This window comes from Rhodanobacter lycopersici (assembly GCF_040812335.1).
Classification (GTDB): Bacteria; Pseudomonadota; Gammaproteobacteria; order Xanthomonadales; family Rhodanobacteraceae; genus Rhodanobacter_A; species Rhodanobacter_A lycopersici.
In genome coordinates this window covers 322,291-339,754 of sequence record NZ_JBFOHK010000001.1, presented here as the reverse complement: position 1 = coordinate 339,754, position 17,464 = coordinate 322,291, and the positions used below count along the sequence as shown (strand labels likewise).

Genomic DNA, 17,464 nt, shown 5'->3' with positions numbered 1-17,464 from the left:
CTGACGGCGGCATCAATAATTAAGGGAGCGGAAACCTGATTTGTCGCCCCCCTCAGCCTGATGGCCGGCTTCACCGCCGCACGCTTGTTCAGAATGCCTTGGAAAAACCCAGACTCAATGCGTTGTCGTTGAGGTGGCTGGCGAACTGTCCCTGGTAGTCTAGATATAGGCTCCACGAAGCGCCTGCTTGCGCAGTGATACGTGCACCCATTGTAGTCATGCCACGACCCATCGCATCACTCCTTGGCGCAAACGAAGTGCCGTCCTGGCTGAGCGTGTCGACGACCGCGCCATTGTTGTTGCGCGCATCGTAGCGGTAGCCCAGCACGAACTGCGGCACATAGCTGATGCCGCTTGCCACGAACGGACGCGTAAACGACACGGTCGCATACGGCTGCATGGTGGTGTACGCGCTGTCCATGCCTTGTAGTGCGAACGCCGACGCGAGAGGGCTGGTGCCATTCACCGTTTCGTGGAAGCCCTCCAGACGCTGATGCTGATACAGTGCGCCCACCATCGGCGTCACCTGCCATTGCGCCGCCGAGATCGACCATGCGACCTGCAGCGCAGCAGCCGTAGTGTCGCCATCCGGGCTGGCCGAGGCGTGGCCGATACCGGTCTGGCGATACAGGCGATAGATGCCGCGCGCTTTGTCGACCATGCCAGATATCACCAGCGGACCGGCATCGGCGAACACATAGATGCCTCCATGCATGTTGTCGACGTGACCGTAGCTGCCACTGCGGCTGCTACTGTTGATTCGATCGAGGCCCGCTTCCACACCCACGTGTATAAACTCACCCGTCGCCATGTCGGCGCCGGCCTGCAGACCAAAGGCTGTGCTGTTGAGGCCGTTGTTGCCGATGAGTTCGTTGCTGCTGCCGCTGTACTGAGCCCACAGGCCGTTGCTGCACGATGGTGTCACAGTGTTCGCCTGCGCCGAGCCGCCGTTGCCGCATGACACATCGGCCGGACGCAAGGTGGCATCGAGCACAGTGGTCATCGATTGCTGACCGATCAAATTGGCGGCTTGCATGACGTTGGAGTAGAACCCGCCGTCTTGCGGCGTGACCACGGTGGTCGAGTTCGGCGGTGTCGGGGAGGTGAGTACCAGGTTCGCCTGCGTCGGGGTGTACGTCACCGTCGAAGATAGCATCGTCGGCACTGCACCACTGGACGTCGTGCTGGCGAACTTGCCCGTCAGCGCGTCGGCCTGCACCAACGTGTAAGTCGTAGCTGTATAGGTACCTGGTGCATAGATAAGGCTAAGCGTTCCATCGAGCGTAGCGCTGCCGTGCACTAGTAGCTGCGAGGCTTCCGTGGGCGTCACGTCGATTTGCAGGGTGGCGCTGGCGTTCTGAGTGTAGTTGCCGTTGATGGTCAGCACGCCCACCGAACCGCCCGGCCATACAGTGCCATCGCTCACGACGTCGCCATCGATGGCGCCGTGGCCACGCAGCGTGCCCTGTGTATCGACCCGCACGTTGCCGCCCAGCACCGCGCTGACGTTGTCTGCATCGCCAACGGCCAGCGTGCCGCCCGATATGGTCGTGGTGCCGGTGAATGCACTGCTCGTGCCGTTGAGTATGAGTGTGCCGGAACCTTGTTTAACGAGGCCGCCACTACCCGCCAGGCTGCCACCGAAAGTTTGCGATGTGTTGTCGGTTAGCGTCAGCGTGTTGGCGCCAAGCGTCACCCGGCTACCCGACACACCTGACAGATGTGCCACCGACTGGCTGCTCCCAGCCGACAGATCGAGCGTCGCGCCGGCGCCGGCCAGCGCCACGCTGGTGGCGGCGGCCAGGCGACCTGCCCCGGACAGCGCCAGGGTGCCGCCATTGATAGTTGTGGCGCCCGTGTATGTGTCTACGCCGGACAACGTCGTCACCGCCGCACCTGACTTCACGAGATTGCCAGCGCCGGAGACCACGCCACTCAGTTCCAGGGCGCTGCCGCCGCCGATGGTAAGCGCGGTGCCCGCGCCAAGATTGATCGTGTTGCCAAGCACCACGTTCGTCGTCGAATCGAGCACTACCTGGCCACCGATGTTCAAGGTGCCTGTGCCCAGTGCTGCGTTGTTTCCGACAACGAGCCCGCCGCTATTGAGGTTCGTGCCGCCCGAGTATGTACTGGCGCCGGTCAGCGTCAGCGTGCCTAGGCCCGTCTTCGTCAGGCCACCCGTGCCGCTGAGGCCGCCTGCCAGCGTCACGTTATTGCCGTTGGTGTCGAGCGTGCCGCCGCCCGCGCCCAGCGCATTCAAGCGACTGGAAATATCGGTCGTGTTTCCGGAGGCCCACTGTAGACCACCACCATTCAAGGTGACGTTGCCCGTGCCCAGGTTGCCGCCGTTGGCGAAATCGATGAGCCCAGCGTTGATGGTCGTGCCGCCAGAATACGAATTCGACCCGGTCAGGAAAGTCGTGCCGCTGCCGTTCTGCACAACCCGGCCAGTACCGGCAATGGACGTGGAGAATGTGTAGGCTGCGTCGGACTGGTTGAAATTGATCGTGCCGGCGTTTGTGATGCTGCCAGCCAACCCGGTGATCGTGCCGGCGGTCGTGCCGTTGGCTGTGGCGTTGCCGATATTGAGCGTACCGTTGCCATTGATGGTGAGGTTGGCGCCGGTCAGGATGAGCGTGCTGGCATCGCCCAGGTTGAGTACGCCTGCACCGCCGGCCCCTCCGTTGCCGGAGCAGCCGCAGTTGCCGCCCGTGCCACCGAGGCCGCCAATGTATACTTGGGTGCCGACGGTGAGGACTGCACCGCCGGTAGCCGTGAGCGTTCCATCGCCGCCCGTGCCACCGTTACCTCCGCGGGTACCACCGGCTCCCCCCGAGCCGCCGCCGCCGCCAGCCCCTCCGATCAGCAGTGTGCTGGTAACGTTCAGTGCTGTCCCGTCGAGGTTGAGCACCCCCGCACCGCCGTTGCCTCCATTGATGCCGCCCAGGTTGCCACCGTCCCCGCCACCCGCGCCACCGCCAATGCCGACATAATCGTAGGCTGCCAGAAGGCTGCTGCCATTGGCTGGACTGGTGATCGTCTGCGTTGGATCGGGAATACCGCCGGCACCGCCTGAGCCTGGAAGGAAAAAGTCTGCCCCTCCGTTGCCGCCGCGTATGGTGCCCGTGCCACCATCGCCGCCCCCAGTACCCCCCTTCCCCACAAGAAGCACGTTGGCCGCGTGCGCTAACGGCGCAACGAGACTCAGTGACAGGGCTATCGCTGCCGTACAGCGCCGGAGTTTGTGCCCGCCTCCCATACCGGCTCTCTTGGCGCGCGACATCGCCAGTTCCGATACGGCCTGCCAGACCCCCAAAGCGACATTCCAGACCACCCGGTACGAGCGATTCATCGTTTCAATCCCCTGGTTTCCCTATTGGATCCGGTTTCTGCGGTGCTGATCACGGCACCGCGCATGCGAACCGGTCGACTTCGAACGGATGAAAACAAGTAAATATAAAATTGGCAGCCGGAAGTTCCCATTACCCGGAAGAGTAGTCATGTTCGCCGAGCCTCTCCTGCTGCAGGAAGTCGTCCGCCTATATGAGGCCGAGCCCGATCTGTTGACGTTGCCCGGCCTTCTTTTTGAGGGCGTGACGCGGTTGACCGATGCCGACGTGGTGACTTGGACGGAGGTTCACCTCAGCAGCGGAGAGCTACGTGCATTGCTGTCGGTGGAAAGCGATCCGGAGCTGCGCAAGGCTGCCTTCGAGGCCTATGCCAGGCACGCGGCCAGCCATCCTTTCTGGCAGAAGTCCCCGGCTTTCTTCGGCGAACGCGCGGTACGTGAGTCGGACGTCTTTACTGACGAGGAATTCATGGCGCTTCCGATGGCGCAAGAAGTGTTCCTGCCATCGGGCGCCCGCCGCATCATGGGTATCGTGATGCTGCACGACGAATATCTGCTGGAGCTGAGTGCACATCGCATCGTTGGTCGCAGTGCCTACAGCGATATCGAGCGCGATCGACTCCAGGCCTACCGCGCGCATGTGCTTCGTACTTATCGCCAGGCGCAGCAGCGCACCATCGACAAGCTTCCTTCGGCCGATCGTCTTCGCTATGCCTTCCCCGGACTGACACAGCGTCAGGTAGAAGTTGCGGTATGGTTGGCGCAAGGCAACTCGAATGAGGCTATCGCCGCCGCCCTGGACATCAGCCTGGATACGGTCAAGGCGCATCTGAAAGCCATCTTCAGCAAGATCGGTACCGACAGCCGCCTCGCGCTGGCCAGGCTTGTCCATACCGTGCCGCCATTCTCACATATGCCGCCGCTGTGGAAACTGCCGATGGAAACTTGGGGCACGCAGACGCGACCGATCAACCAGCCAGCGATGAACCAACCAGCTTGACTCGACCTGTAAAGGACGGGGCAAAATCGGGTGCTGGTGGCACTCCAATATCTCACTTTGGGATGCAAACATTTTCCCTACCCTCGATAACCCCGCCTAATCATCGACGATTGCCTCTAGTCGTAGTCGCCCTACCTTGATCAGTAGCTGGCTACGCCGCGCTCGCGTCCCCAGACCACCGCGGCACTGCGCCGTTTGACGTCGATCTTGCTATACAGGTTCGCAACGTGATTGCGGATGGTGTTGCGTGAAAGCTTCAGCGCGCTCGCGATTTCGGCATCGCCGTGGCCTTTGCAGATGAGTTTGAGGATTTCCAGCTCACGCGGTGTCAGCGCTGCCAGTTCACCGCCGGCACTCCCTGGCTGGCGTATCTGCGCAAGCTTTTCCATTACCGTGTGACTGAACCACGTGGTGTCCTTCATCACGGTTTCGATGGCAAGGATCACATCGGCTTCCGCGCGTTTGCGTTCGGTGACGTCCTGTACCACGCACAGCACACAAGCTTCGTCTTGAATCGTCACCGGCTCGGCAGAAAGCAGGCAATCGATGGCAGAGCCGTCGCGTGCTACCAGCGGAACTTCTAGGTTGCGTGTCTCCTGCCCAGCATCAAGGCTGATGCGCAGATCATCAAGGATCTTGGCGCTTTTCCAGAGCCCGATTTCGCGTATGGTTTGATCCTGGATATCGGGGTGGTGATATCCGGTCGTATCGCCAAAGGCGTCATTCGCCGCCAAGATACGCCAGCCCGATCGCGCGCAGATCAGCATCGGCACAGGCGCCAACCGGAACGCCTTGGCGAATTGCTCCTCGCTGCGGCGTAGTGACATCTCGGCCCGTTTGCGCGCATCGAGGTCGGCGAAGGTGAACAGCATGCAAGCTTCTTCGTCCATCTCGATCGGCTGGGCTGCGACGATCACGAATTTGTCGGTGCCATCGTTCACCCGTGCCAGCGCCTCCTGTTGTGGGATGGAGCGGTGTTCGCGCATGGCTTCGAGCGCTGCCTCCCGGTGCTCGGCTTCGCGGAGTACGTCCAGCTCATGGAAGGGGCGGTCGACCACCTCTTCCTGCGTGAAGCCGGTCATTTCAAGGAAGCCGCGGTTCACCCTCACATAGCGCGAGTCCGCAAGCCGCAGGATCACTGCGGGTGCCGGATTGGCCGCGAACGCGCGTTCGAAACGATCGGCGGCACTTTCGAGTTCGGTCACATCCTTGATGATGAGCACCAGCGATTCGATGATCTTCAGCGTGCTGACGACCGGGAATCCGCGCAGCTCCAGCACGCGGCGGAATTCGTCCCGCGACCGATGGTTCACTTCCACCCTCATGTCGTCGAAGTGTTCTCCGGCGACAAGCCGGTCCAGCGGGTATTGCTTGGCCGTGAGCTGATGGTTGTTGAGATAGCGCAACGCGAAGTGCTTGCGGTAGCCAACGCTGCCGGCGCCCAACTGGGCGAGCTCTGCGCAGCCATGCATCTCCAGCGCGGCGTCGTTCGCCCATGCGATCGAGCCGTCCAGTTCGGCAACCAGAACGCCCTGGACCAGGTTCGCGACGATTTGCTGAAGTTCGCTGCGGTCCCTCGGTATTTTCGATGCTTTGGCGCTCATCGGCGATCCTGCATGTCTCTGGGAGGTGACCATTTCGGGAGCGGACAGTGCACATTGCAACCGGTAGAAACCTACCAGACGCGCTGGTAGCAACTTCTCTATCACAAAGCGCACGCGGGCCATAGGGTTGGTTCCGGCCCACAACCGGCCCTTCGAAAGAGGAGTTCCCCATGCAAACCACACGTACACCCAAGCAGAGCGGCCATCCCGACAAGCAACCGGAGCCGTCGCCGCAACATCGCCCGGAGCGGAAGTCACCGGGCCGCGAGGATCGGGATGACGGACGCCATTCCGACGCGCCGCGCCGTCCCGGTGAGGACAAGCAGCATGAAGTCCGCAAGCCAGCGAACCGCCGCTAAGGCGGAGCCGCCGACCGAACTTGGAGACAATCCCGCATGAAAGCATTCCGCACGATGTCAGTACTCGCCCTTGCCGCGGCGCTGGGGATTGCCGGCGCCGCGCTCGCGGCACCGCAAATGTCGTCCAGCAGCGATCACTCGGCCGATGCTAGCCAAGCGGTCAGCGACGCATGGATCACGACCAAGGTGAAGAGCGAACTCGGAACTACCAAGGGCGTGAAAAGCATGGACGTGACCGTGAAGACCGTAAACGGCGTGGTAACGCTGACCGGGGTACTCGCAACCCAGACGGACGTCAGGAAAGCGGTCGCCGCAGCCAAGAGTGTGAAGGGCGTCAGGGACGTTGATGCGTCCGGGCTGAAAGCGAAGGATTGACACCCGGTCCAGGCATTGCTGCCGCGGCAAAGAACGAATCAACACATACCGGAGAACCAACCATGAATGAAGACAAGATCAAGGGCCAATGGAAACAGCTCCATGGCAAGCTCAAGGCGCGCTGGGGCAAGCTGACGGACGATGACCTCATGGTCGACGACGGGAGTAGCGAGTACTTGGCAGGCAAACTGCAGGAGCGCTACGGCATCGCCCGCGACGAGGCGAAAAAACAGATCAAGGATTTCGACCTGGATCTGGATCTGTAAGAGTCCGGGGTTCGGACGCTCCGCGTTGGAGACGTCCGAGCCCAGGTCTTTGGAACACGAGAAGCGCCATCCCATGGGCGTATCCGTGTTGATCAATGGATAGCGCTAAGCCGGGGCGGATTGGCCGCTGCGAGCCTACCCAGCACTCGCACGTAGCCGGTGAGGATGTTGGCCGTCGGGTGCGCGCGGTGCCCAGCCATGGGATGCCCGTCACGCGGGACAAACAGATCGACCCTACACCATCGAGGAAATCGCCATGCTTTGGTACGCCGTCGTGTTCCTGATCATTGCAATCATCGCCGGCTTCTTCGGATTCCTTGGCGTTGCAGGCCTTGCCGCGATGATCGCCAAGATCCTGTTCGTCATCTTCCTCATCCTGTTCGTCGTTTCGCTCATCTCCGGGCGCAGACGTGGTTAGGCGTGGCCTTGCGTGGGCGATGCCCATGTTTCGGGCTACTGCCATGCGTTCGGGCGCGGAGGTTTCTTCAGCGATCCCTGCTATCCGCCAATCCCCATCCCAACGCCAGCAACGACATGAATGCCATCGTCAGCCACATGCTGATGACGGGCATCGATAGCTCTCCGGCCAGCCAGTCACGCCAGCCGGCATCCAGCAGCGGCACATTGGCCAGACAGATCCAGCACGCCGCCACCCCTATCAGCACGCCCAGCCACATCGGCCATGCGGTGCGACAGCGGCGCGGCGGCAATTGCTGCATCAACCGCTCGCTGAATCCGTCGTCGGCGACCGGTCCCTCGAATTGCTGGCGCAGCAGCGCTTCAATCGTATCGTCGTGCGATTCGTTCATGATGCTTTCTCCGTCCTGGCATCGCGCCAGTCCGCCAGCCACGTTTTCAATTTTGCCTTGCCGCGCGCTGCATGGGTCTTCACCGTGCCGAGCGGCATCGCCAACACATAGGCGGCTTCCTCGTGGCTGAGACCCAGCTGCACGCAATGCAGCAGCACCGCCTGCTCGGCCGCGGACAATCGCTGCATGGCACGCTCCAGATCGAGCTGCAGGTCAATGGCGTGCGTCGGCGCCTGCAGTTGCTCGATCATCTCGCCGTCGACACTGTCGTGCTTCGAGGGGATTCGGTGCGCCTGCAGGAAGCAGGTGTAGGCAATGCGATATAGCCAACTGGAAAACCGCGCTTCGCCGCGAAACTGATCCAACTTCCGCCATGCCAGTATGAAGGCTTCCTGTGCCAGATCGTCCGCCATGGCTTCATCGCCGTGCAGCAGCCGACGTAATTGTGCACGCACCATGCCCTGGTTCCGTCGTACCAGTTGCTCGAATGCACAGCGGTCGCCATCCAACCGTATGCGTGTGACCAGTGCCTGATCGATGCGCGCCTCGGCGGCGCTATCAGCCACGCACTTCCCCTCGCTGGTTCAGCCACCAACTGGCGAGATAGCCCAGCCCGGTCATCAGCGGCAGCAGCCCGATGCCCCACAGGCGGTCGACGCCGAGCCCGCTGTCGAGCTGGCCGGGCAAGGCCAGGAACATCGCCATCAGGCCCAGGCCGCCGCCGATCAGCACCAGCGCACGGCGCCGTTCGCAATAGGCCACCTGCGGTTCCACCAACAGTTGCGGCGGCAGCTCCACACCCTTGTCGGCCAGTTGCATCAAGGTGCGGTAACGCGCCTGTGTCTGCAGATAGCGATAGCGCAGCAGGATCAGGACGATGAGTACAGGGGCCGACATCACTACGAGGGGAATGAAAAGGAATTCCATGGTCTTGCTCCAGAGGGTGTATCGGGTCGAAAGCTTGCAGGGGCGGATGAGGGAACAGTGCGCTTTGCGGAACTCAGTTTTTCGCATCCTCGGCGGCCAGCAGGTCGGCAATCTGCTCGGCCAGCAACCAGTGTTGCGATGGCCCTTCGTTGCTGGTCAGGGCCACGGCTGCGCCGGTTTCCCAGACCATCTCCAGGTTTGCCGTGGTGCCTTCGATGCCCCCCTGATGGCCGCGGATGTGGCGGCCGTGCGAGAGCCGTTCGTCGATGCCGGCTCCAATGGCGCCGGGGCCGGCCGGCACTTCGCCGTCAAACATCTTCGCCAGCGTCGCGGACTTGAGCAGCTTGCCTCCGTGCAAGGCCGCGGCGAACCGCAGCAGATCGGCATTGGTGGAATAACCGCCACCTGCGGGGCTGCCCTTGTAGACGCCTTGCACCCAGTTTGCTTTCCACGTACGGGAGAACACTCCGTCATCGTGGTAGTAGCCGACCGCCAGTCCGGGCACGATCTCGTCCTCGCTGTCGAAGCCGCTGGATGTCATCTTCGCGGGTTCGAAGACGTGGTGCTGGATATAGTCGAAGTAGCTTTCGCCGGAGACGTTCTCGATGATGCGGCCGAGCAGAACGTAGCCAGCGTTGCTGTAGCTCAACCCCTTGCCTGGCTCGCCCACCTTGGGCTGGCGGGCGATCAGCCCAAGGTAATCCACCGGATTGACGTAGCGTTGGGAGTGCTCGAAATACGCCGGCACCATGAAATCGCCCAGGCCCGATGTGTGGTGCAGCAGCTCCCACACGGTGATCTTCTTCGCCGTCGCCCGGTCGGGATATTCCGGCACCAGCTTCGCCAGCGTGTCGTTCCACGACAGCTTGCCGGCCTCGACCAGCTGCGCGATGGCGACCGCGGTGAACATCTTGCCGACCGAACCGACGTGGAACTTGGTCTGGTGATCGACCGGCACGTTGAAACTGCGATCGGCCACGCCGCGGCATTCGTCGAACACGGTCTCGCCACCATCGGAAACGGTCACACAGCCGGAGAAATCGGACGTGCTCACCAGCCGGTCGAGCGCGGCGTGGATCAGCTTCCGCAGTTCCGCATGCGACACCGGCCCCTTGGGCCAGTCGGTATAAAGCGGATTGTCCATCGGGACCACCATCGCCTGCACGAGCCGGTCCGGATGCGCCGGGTCGGCAGCCAGCCAGAACAGCGCGGCCTGCGCGTTGCGGCGTCCCTTGACGGCGACTTCGAGCATCCCTGGCTGGTGTGGATCGGTGCGCACATCGAACACGTCCACACCGCCCTCGTCGCGCACGGCCGAAACCAGTCCGGCGATGAAATCCGCCTTGTCGTCCGCTGCGATGGACGCAGCAAGGATGCTGGGAGCCCACTGCCGGATCTGCGCAGGATTGTCGCTATCGATATGCCGGACCAGCGCGCCGGCGAGCCGGCCCACCGGCGTATCGGGCAGTTGAGCGTGCATAGGCGTAGCGGCCATGGATGGAGTGGCGACGCAAAACAGCGCAACGGAGACACACAAAGGAGCGAACCTGAGCGCGCGGATCATGGCCCTGACGATGGAGGTGCGGTTGATCATGGGGGATGTTCTCTGGGTCACCGGCCGACATGGCGGTGTTGATCCCTTAGAGCCGCTAACAAAACCTTGCCCTCAGGCATCGCGATGATGCATCGTGCAGGGCATGGCAAGAAAGAAAATCAGCAAGACGTTCTGGAAGACGTTGGAGCCGCTGTTTCCGCAGGCGACCGTATCGCCTCAGGGAGGACGTCCCCGCGTCGATGACCATGCGGCGCTCAACGGCATCCTTTTCGTGCTGCAAACAGGGATTCCCTGGGAAGATCTGCCGCAGGAACTGGGTTTCGGCAGCGGCATGACCTGTTGGCGTCGCCTGCGTGATTGGCAGGCCAGCGGTCTGTGGCAACGGCTGCACAGGGCGTTGCTGACGAAGCTGCATGAGCACGATCAGATCGACTGGACGCGTGCAAGCATCGACGGGGCCAGCGTGCCCAGCCCCCGGGGGGCGAACAGACTGGCCCGAACCCGACTGACCGCGGCAAAAAGGGCAGCAAACGGCACCTGATCGTGGATCGCCGGGGGCTTCCCTTGGCCTTGTGCGTCACCGGTGCCAACCGGCATGACTCCATCGTCTTCGAGGCGCTGGTGGATGCGTTGCCCGCGATTCCGGGGCGTCGTGGCCGACCACGGCGACGCCCGGACAAACTCCATGCCGACAAGGGATATGACTTCAAACGCTGCCGCCAGCATCTGCGCAAGCGGGGCATCGTGGCGCGGATCGCCCGACGCGGGATCGAGAGCACCGAACGTCTTGGTAAGCATCGCTGGGTGGTCGAGCGCACTCACGCCTGGCTGGCGGCTTTTGGCAAGCTCCGTGTCCGCTTCGAGCGTCGTCTCGATACGCACCTTGCGTTGCTCACCCTTGCCTGCGCCATCATCTGTGCCAGATGCGTTGATAGGTTTTGTTAGCTACTCTTAGATGCAGCGACACCACCAATCGGATTCAGCCGAGTTGATTTCCCGCGCGAACAACGCAGGCCTTGTGGATCTGGCCGAAGTGGACTTGCAGCAAGTCGGCACCCGAGCGGCCCCATTAAGAGGGCCGCAGTTCGGGCGGAAACTGCTCTCCCGTTTCCTCGACAACCCCACCTAATCGTCCTGCAGCCGCATCATCTTTTCGTCGCTCGCTCATCCCGGCGGCGTCAATGCGGTGCTCTACCTCGAGATCTTCCGGCAGGCCGATGGATGAGTCGCGTCCCACGATTCCGATGGCTGCCTGCCCAAGGGCGACTGGAGTTGGCTCGCCTAACCGGATGCCGAGCCGAACCTGGGATGACAGCGCCGAGCTACAACAACATCTAGATGTGAGGTTTCAAGAGGTTGTTCCCCTCTGACCGGAAGGAGAAGCTGATGTCGCCAAACAGTCAGTTTCGTTCCGCGTGGGGAACGACCATGCACAAGAATGCGCGCCTGACCTCGAAGGATCGCAGTAGCCGGCCGCACTGCAGCCCGCGCGCGGTGCCGCCTGATTGGCGCACTCAGATCGAAGCCATGCGCCGGCAAGGCCGTACTGCCGCCTCGCCTTCGATTTGATTTCCTCGTCCATGATGGTGGTGGGATAGCCAAGCAAAGCGGTGCCATATTTATAACCAATCGTTATATGGACGAGCCGAATCGTCATGCCGGCAAGCCTTTAAACCGATTCAGGGATGCGATTACATCGACATCGAGCCCGGCACCCCGCGTCGTGACGCGAGGCGGACCGGCAAGCCGCCAGGAGTAGTTCCCCTCCCCTGCTCCTGGCATGGGGTTACGCATCGCCATCAATCCCGGCTTGCACCCTGCGCATGGAAGCGCCGGGCGGCACACCCACGTCATGTCCCTATCGAGAGAAATCCCTCCCTTGAATCGTTCCCGCCTTCCCCGTCCACGTATCGGCGCCCTTGCCGTCGCCACCTTGCTCGCGCTGCATGCCGTGCCCGTTCTGGCCCAGTCCACCACCGGCAGCATCTTCGGCCAGGTAGCCGACGCCCGTGGCGACAGCGTGCTGATCAAGAGCAGTACCGGCATCAGCCGTACCGTGGCGGTGGACAGCCACGGCCATTACAACGCCTCGGAGCTGCCGCTGGGTACCTATGCCGTGTCGCTGCTGCGCGGCGGCAACGTGGTGGACACGCGCAATGCCATCTCCCTGCGTGTGGGGGCGGGCACCGAGGTATCGTTCGAGGTGGCCAGGAACCTGGGCGCGGTCAACGTCACCGCCAACGCCACGCCTGCCATCGACGTGACTACCGTGGACTCGCGCACCGTCATTACCTCCCAGGAACTGGCTCGCCTGCCGCTGGCCCGTTCGGCCGAGGCGATCGCCCTGCTGGCACCCGGCGTGGCCGACAACAGCGGCGGCTACACCGGTCCCACCGGCCAGTCGCTGGCGAGCTTCGGTGGTTCGGCGGCCAGCGAGAACGCGTACTACATCAACGGCTTCAACACCACCGAACCGCAGCGCGGGTTGGGTGGCCTCACGCTGCCCTACGGCGCCATCGAGCAGCAGGAGATCTACACCGGCGGCTACAGCGCACAGTACGGGCGATCGGACGGCGGCGTGATCAACATGGTGGGCAAGCGCGGCACCAACGAGTGGCATTTCGGTGCGCAGGTGCTGTGGGAGCCGGAGTTCGCCCAGGCCAACGGCACCAACACCTACTACACCAATGGGCTGCCCGCCTCGCCCATCGCCGGCAAGCTGTACGACCCGAACAGCAGGGATAGGCAATGGACGACCACCTACGACGCCTACCTCGGCGGCCCGCTGATCCAGGACAAGCTGTTCCTGTTCCTCGCCGTCGAGGCATCGAAGCAGGAAGGCAACACGCTGAACAACGTAACCAGCGCCTCGCCCTACGTGAACTATCGCTACAACCAGCCCAAGTGGTACGCCAAGCTGGACTGGAACATCACCGACAGCAACATCCTGGAAGTGACCGCCGCGTCCAACAAGGACGAAACGTCCGGCACCATCTATGGCTACGACTACAACACACTGACGCGCGGCAACTTCATCAACGACGCGGACAACACCAAAACCGGCGGCAACCTGTACACCGCCAAGTTCACCAGCTACGTCACCGACAACCTCACCTTCTCGGCGCTGTACGGCGAGATGAACCTGGCGAACTACGACGTGCCGGGCAACTATGACGGCGACCTCACCTACGTCGCCAATGCGCAGAACCAGAACCCGGCCTACCTCAACGGCGCATCGCCCATCGGCAACAGCCAGATCACCTCCTCGCTGTACAACCCGAACCGCCACGACACCACCAACAACCTGCGCATCGACCTGAGCTGGCAGTTGGGCACGCATACGCTTTCGGCAGGCATCGACAACCAGAACTCGCGTGCCATCGACCAGGGCAGCCAGACTTCCGGGCCGGGCTATTACTGGGACTACGCCTACACCACCACGCCCACGGTGGCGCTGATTCCCAACCTCGGCGTGGGCGCGCCGGCCAGTTACCCAAACGGCGCCTCGGGTTACTACGCCATCAAGTATGTCGACAGCTCCATCGCCAGCGTGCGTTCGGCGCAGCGCGCGCAGTACGTCGAGGACAAGTGGCAGCTCAACGACCGCTTGCTGCTCTCGCTGGGCCTGCGCAACGACCAGTTCACCGACTACAACGCAGACGGCCAGCCCTACATCCGCCAGCACAGCGCGCAGTGGGCGCCACGCCTGGGTTTCAGCTGGGACGTGAACGGGGACGCCAGCTTCAAGGTGTATGGCAACGCCGGCCGCTACTACCTCGGGCTGCCGCTCAACCCGGCACTGAACGCGGCGGGCGCCTATGTAGCGACCCAGCAATATTTCACCTACGGCGGCATCGCCGCCGACGGTACGCCGACCAACCTCACCGCGTTTTCCAACCCGGTGTCGCCCAACAATACCTACGGCGTGCTGCCCGATCCCAAGACGGTGACGGCGCAGAACATCAAGGCGGAGTACCAGGACGAATTCATCCTCGGCTTCGACAAGGCCCTCGATGCTTCGTGGACCTACGGCGCAAAACTGACCCGACGTGTGCTGCGCAACGGCATCGACGACTATTGCGACGTATCCACCATCGAGACCAAGGCCGCCGCACTGGGCTACGACGTCGACGCCACCAACAGCTGCTACCTGATCAACCCAGGCCGCGCCAACACCTTCACCGTGGTGGATACCGGCGGCGCCTACCGCAGCGTCACGCTGTCCAACGCGGAAATGGGCTTCCCGCCGCTCAAGCGCCAGTACTACGCGCTGGAAACCTTCCTGGAGCACCCGTTCGATGGCCACTGGTACGGCAAGATCGACTACGTGTTCTCGCGCAGCTACGGCGATACCGAGGGGCAATTGCGTTCGGATATCCAGCAGACGGCGGCGTCCACCAGCATCGACTGGGATTTCCCGGAGCTGATGTCCTACAGCAACGGCGCGCAGAGCAACGACCACACGCACCAGATCAAGCTGTTCGGCTACTACCAGTTCACGCCGGAATGGCTGGTCTCGGGCAACGTGTCGCTGGTCTCGGGCAACCCGCGCAACTGCCTCGGCTTCTACGGCCCGAACCAGACCGACCCGGACGGCTACGGCAGCTATTACCACTGGTGCGGCGGTCAGCCCTCGCCGCCGGGAACGCACCGCCTGCCGTGGAACAAGCAGGTGGACGTGGGCGTCACGTACCGCCCCGCCTTCGCCGGCCACAGGCTCGGCCTGTCGCTGAACGTGTTCAACCTGTTCAACTCGCAGGCCATACTCAACGCCTACCCGTACTACCAGATTTCCCCGAACACGCCTGACCCGCTGTATGGTTCGGCGGTAGTCCGCCAGCAGCCGCGCTACGCGCGATTGAGCGCCACCTATGATTTCTGAGGCATCCCCCGGCAAGGTGATCTCCATGTGCATTCCAGCCTCGTTCCGCCGCGCCATGCTGGCGTTCACCCTCATATTGCTGACGCCCGTGCTGGCCCGTGCGGCCGACGGGGAGCCACCCACCACCATCGCCGACGCACTCAAACAAGCCGCACGGCAGCATCGCCCGGTACTGGTCGATTTCTCCGCCGTGTGGTGCTATTCCTGTTACTACATGGCCAGCCACGTGCTTACCGGCCCCGAGTGGAACGCAGTGAAGCGCAAGGCCATCGTGGTGGAATCCGACGCCGATTCGCCCGACGCGCAGCTCTGGATGAAGAAACTCAATATCAGCTTCCTGCCCAGCTACGTGGTGCTGGACGCCAACGGCAACGAGCTGGGCCGCATCGCGGCGGAGCAGCCGCGCGACAAGTTCTACGCGCGCATCAACGCCATCCTTGCGCATGGCGACACGCTGCAGGACTTCGAAAAGCGCGCCACGCAGGGTTCGATCAATGACGTGGCCAACGCGCTGGAAGCCTACCAGGCACGCAACGATGGCACGGCAGGCTTGAGCTGGTTCGCCAGCCTGCCTGCCGCCACACAGCAAAACGCGCGCAAGCAAGCGCGCGTCACGTTGGCGCTCGACCAACTAGTCTTGCTGAAAGCGGCTGCCGCCAACGACGATCCGGCCGTGATACGCAACGCGCAGAAAGTGCTGGCGCAGAACATCGGCTGTCAGCGCCCCTACGTATTGGACGATTTGCTCGACGCCAGCGCCAAGCTTTCCGAGGCCAAGCGCAAGGCGCTGCTGGCGCCGCAACGCGCCTCGCTGGACAATTACGTTAATACCCGGGTGTTGATCCCCACGCCTGCGTGTGCCGACCAGCGCAGCGCTGTGCTCACCAGCGCCGACGTGGACAAGGTGCTGGGCGACAGCGCCGCCGAGAAAGCCGTGCTCGGTCGTGCTATCGCGCTCACTCGCCAGCATCTTGGCAACAACCTCGCCAGCGACCGCAACCAGGCCGACAACCTGCGCGTCTATCTGGCGCGTGCCGGTCGCAAAGACGAACTGGATGCCGTGCAGCGCGAATTGATCGCCGCCTACCCCAATGATTACGTCTACGCCTACCGCTATGGCCGCAGCCTGCTGGACGCCGGCAATCCGGCCGATGCGCTGCCCTATTTGAACAAGGCGGCAGACAAGGCCTACGGCGCCAATCGTCTTGCCGTGACACTGCAGCAGGTGCGTGCGCTCAAGGCGCTGCACAAGGACGCCGAGGCCAAGAGGCTCGCCAGCGATGTGCTCACGGCCAACGGCCCCTGGTATCCCAAGCAGGCGGCCGCACTGAAGGCGGCACTCCAGTCGTAACGCGATACGCAGCCAGGCTCTCGCATCACCTTTATGGCCACACCGGAAATTGAAACGACGTCCTCGCTCCAACGGGTGCTTTCTCATCCCCTCATGGGAGGGAAAGCACCCGTGTCGCCTAGCCATCAACTACTCCGTGCTCCAATTTTCTGGTTGCGCATAAGCTGGTCCGGGCGCTCCCGCCTTCGCTTCGTGAATCGGCAAGGATGCCTTATGCATCGGGCAACGCGCCGTCCGCTGCATTGGCATAGGCTTTTCCTATGCGGCCATGCTTTCACGAAGAAAAGCAGACGCGTCGCTAGCGGCTTTTTAACCGCTGCCATGCTCTCCTCGAATCCGAGTACGCCGACATACGAACGAGGGCCTCCATGCACGACGCACTCTTGCGTAACCAAGCCGACGAAACGCCGACGCTCACCGATTGGTCGAACCGCGTGTCGGCTCTCATCAATGATTACATCGACCGTCATGCCATCGTGGATGTGCAATCGCTGGCCGAAACACTCGCGGCGGCAACAGGCTGGCCAGGGTGTCCGCACGCACGCGACGTGGCAGGCGATGGCGTGGCAGCCTATCGGCGCATCCCCCTCTCGAACCATGAGTCCCGCAACTACGAGGCGCTGCTGATCCTGTGGCCGCCGGGCCACGCGACGCCAATCCACGACCATGCCGGCTTGTGGGGGCTCGAACTGGTGCTTGATGGCGCGCTGGAGGTCGAGGCCTTCTCGCTCTCACTGCAACCCGCGCCGCGCCTGGTCCCACGCGACCAGGCGATGCTCGGCATCGGTGACCATGCGGCCTTCTCCGGTGCCGACTATGCGCATTGCTGCCGCAACCTCTCCTCGCAGCAGCCGGCACTGAGTCTGCACATCTACGGTGGAGCGCTCGACGCCTATCGCAGCTTCCACCAGCAGGGCAGCGGTGACTGGACCAGCGTCGAGCACCAAGTGCAGCGGGAACTCGCGCTCGTCTGACCATCCCCTGCCA

General features: G+C 62.8%; 14 protein-coding genes. 8 read left to right on the top strand and 6 right to left on the bottom strand.

Features of this window, described 5'->3' with window-relative positions; translation table 11 throughout:
* Positions 1–88 precede the first annotated feature (88 nt).
* The gene (locus tag ABQJ54_RS01530) at positions 89–3,352 is read right to left on the bottom strand and encodes an autotransporter domain-containing protein (protein WP_367852520.1); all 3,264 of its coding nucleotides are present in this window, start codon (positions 3,350–3,352) and stop codon (positions 89–91) included.
* Positions 3,353–3,500: 148 nt separating this feature from the next.
* On the opposite strand from ABQJ54_RS01530, the gene ABQJ54_RS01525 reads away from it, so the two are divergent.
* Positions 3,501–4,349 carry a helix-turn-helix transcriptional regulator gene (locus ABQJ54_RS01525; RefSeq protein ID WP_367852519.1) on the top strand — a complete coding sequence of 283 codons (849 nt, stop codon included), beginning with the start codon at positions 3,501–3,503 and terminating at the stop codon, positions 4,347–4,349.
* Positions 4,350–4,489: 140 nt separating this feature from the next.
* Here the strand turns inward: ABQJ54_RS01525 and ABQJ54_RS01520 are convergent, their stop codons facing one another.
* Positions 4,490–5,953 (bottom strand): helix-turn-helix transcriptional regulator, encoded by a 1,464-nt coding sequence (locus tag ABQJ54_RS01520; protein ID WP_367852518.1) that lies wholly within the window; start codon positions 5,951–5,953, stop codon positions 4,490–4,492.
* A gap of 395 nt (positions 5,954–6,348) precedes the next feature.
* On the opposite strand from ABQJ54_RS01520, the gene ABQJ54_RS01515 reads away from it, so the two are divergent.
* The 3 genes from ABQJ54_RS01515 (at position 6,349) to ABQJ54_RS01505 (ending at position 7,371) form a co-directional block, all read left to right on the top strand.
* Positions 6,349–6,687, top strand: a complete 339-nt coding sequence (locus tag ABQJ54_RS01515) for a BON domain-containing protein (protein ID WP_367852517.1) — start codon at positions 6,349–6,351, stop codon at positions 6,685–6,687.
* Between the two features lie 62 nt (positions 6,688–6,749).
* Positions 6,750–6,953: a CsbD family protein gene (locus ABQJ54_RS01510; RefSeq protein WP_367852516.1), complete on the top strand. Its 204-nt coding sequence runs from the start codon at positions 6,750–6,752 to the stop codon at positions 6,951–6,953.
* 256 nt (positions 6,954–7,209) lie between these two features.
* Positions 7,210–7,371 carry a DUF1328 domain-containing protein gene (locus ABQJ54_RS01505; RefSeq protein WP_367852515.1) on the top strand — a complete coding sequence of 54 codons (162 nt, stop codon included), beginning with the start codon at positions 7,210–7,212 and terminating at the stop codon, positions 7,369–7,371.
* 67 nt (positions 7,372–7,438) lie between these two features.
* On the opposite strand, the gene ABQJ54_RS01500 is transcribed toward ABQJ54_RS01505, so the two are convergent.
* The 4 genes from ABQJ54_RS01500 to ABQJ54_RS01485 all read right to left on the bottom strand — a co-directional run bounded on the left by ABQJ54_RS01500 (position 7,439) and on the right by ABQJ54_RS01485 (position 10,283).
* Complete coding sequence (locus ABQJ54_RS01500) at positions 7,439–7,762, bottom strand: DUF5056 domain-containing protein (protein ID WP_367852514.1); 324 nt, start codon at positions 7,760–7,762, stop codon at positions 7,439–7,441.
* A complete protein-coding gene (locus ABQJ54_RS01495; RefSeq protein WP_367852513.1) occupies positions 7,759–8,328 on the bottom strand; it encodes an RNA polymerase sigma factor in 570 nt (189 codons plus the stop codon). Before ABQJ54_RS01495 ends, ABQJ54_RS01500 begins: the two co-directional genes overlap by 4 nt.
* Positions 8,321–8,689 carry a DUF6249 domain-containing protein gene (locus tag ABQJ54_RS01490; RefSeq protein ID WP_367852512.1) on the bottom strand — a complete coding sequence of 123 codons (369 nt, stop codon included), beginning with the start codon at positions 8,687–8,689 and terminating at the stop codon, positions 8,321–8,323. The genes ABQJ54_RS01495 and ABQJ54_RS01490 overlap by 8 nt, the downstream gene beginning before the upstream one ends.
* A gap of 73 nt (positions 8,690–8,762) precedes the next feature.
* Complete coding sequence (locus ABQJ54_RS01485; RefSeq protein WP_367852511.1) at positions 8,763–10,283, bottom strand: serine hydrolase domain-containing protein; 1,521 nt, start codon at positions 10,281–10,283, stop codon at positions 8,763–8,765.
* Between the two features lie 103 nt (positions 10,284–10,386).
* Between ABQJ54_RS01485 and ABQJ54_RS01480 the strand changes: the two genes are divergently transcribed.
* From ABQJ54_RS01480 to ABQJ54_RS01465, 4 genes are all read left to right on the top strand, one after another.
* Positions 10,387–11,189, top strand: a protein-coding gene (locus ABQJ54_RS01480) for an IS5 family transposase (RefSeq protein WP_367852510.1) whose coding sequence is annotated in 2 segments (ribosomal slippage) — positions 10,387–10,708 and positions 10,708–11,189 — 804 coding nt in all. Because the reading frame shifts where the segments join, the coding sequence is not laid out codon by codon here.
* Positions 11,190–12,096: 907 nt separating this feature from the next.
* Positions 12,097–15,126, top strand: a complete 3,030-nt coding sequence (locus ABQJ54_RS01475; RefSeq protein ID WP_437343306.1) for a TonB-dependent receptor — start codon at positions 12,097–12,099, stop codon at positions 15,124–15,126.
* A gap of 25 nt (positions 15,127–15,151) precedes the next feature.
* Positions 15,152–16,477, top strand: coding sequence for a thioredoxin family protein (locus tag ABQJ54_RS01470; protein ID WP_367852508.1), 1,326 nt, complete (start codon positions 15,152–15,154; stop codon positions 16,475–16,477).
* A 368-nt stretch (positions 16,478–16,845) separates the two neighbouring features.
* Positions 16,846–17,451, top strand: coding sequence for a cysteine dioxygenase (locus ABQJ54_RS01465; protein ID WP_367852507.1), 606 nt, complete (start codon positions 16,846–16,848; stop codon positions 17,449–17,451).
* Positions 17,452–17,464 lie beyond the last annotated feature (13 nt).

Excerpts from the sequence above, each read along its gene's own strand:
- ABQJ54_RS01530 (WP_367852520.1), bottom strand. The coding sequence starts at position 3,352 with ATGAATCGCTCGTACCGGGTGGTCTGGAATGTCGCTTTGGGGGTCTGG.
- ABQJ54_RS01525 (WP_367852519.1), top strand. The coding sequence starts at position 3,501 with ATGTTCGCCGAGCCTCTCCTGCTGCAGGAAGTCGTCCGCCTATATGAG.
- ABQJ54_RS01520 (WP_367852518.1), bottom strand. The coding sequence starts at position 5,953 with ATGAGCGCCAAAGCATCGAAAATACCGAGGGACCGCAGCGAACTTCAG.
- ABQJ54_RS01515 (WP_367852517.1), top strand. The coding sequence starts at position 6,349 with ATGAAAGCATTCCGCACGATGTCAGTACTCGCCCTTGCCGCGGCGCTG.
- ABQJ54_RS01510 (WP_367852516.1), top strand. The coding sequence starts at position 6,750 with ATGAATGAAGACAAGATCAAGGGCCAATGGAAACAGCTCCATGGCAAG.
- ABQJ54_RS01505 (WP_367852515.1), top strand. The coding sequence starts at position 7,210 with ATGCTTTGGTACGCCGTCGTGTTCCTGATCATTGCAATCATCGCCGGC.
- ABQJ54_RS01500 (WP_367852514.1), bottom strand. The coding sequence starts at position 7,762 with ATGAACGAATCGCACGACGATACGATTGAAGCGCTGCTGCGCCAGCAA.
- ABQJ54_RS01490 (WP_367852512.1), bottom strand. The coding sequence starts at position 8,689 with ATGGAATTCCTTTTCATTCCCCTCGTAGTGATGTCGGCCCCTGTACTC.
- ABQJ54_RS01485 (WP_367852511.1), bottom strand. The coding sequence starts at position 10,283 with ATGATCAACCGCACCTCCATCGTCAGGGCCATGATCCGCGCGCTCAGG.
- ABQJ54_RS01475 (WP_437343306.1), top strand. The coding sequence starts at position 12,097 with ATGTCCCTATCGAGAGAAATCCCTCCCTTGAATCGTTCCCGCCTTCCC.
- ABQJ54_RS01470 (WP_367852508.1), top strand. The coding sequence starts at position 15,152 with ATGTGCATTCCAGCCTCGTTCCGCCGCGCCATGCTGGCGTTCACCCTC.
- ABQJ54_RS01465 (WP_367852507.1), top strand. The coding sequence starts at position 16,846 with ATGCACGACGCACTCTTGCGTAACCAAGCCGACGAAACGCCGACGCTC.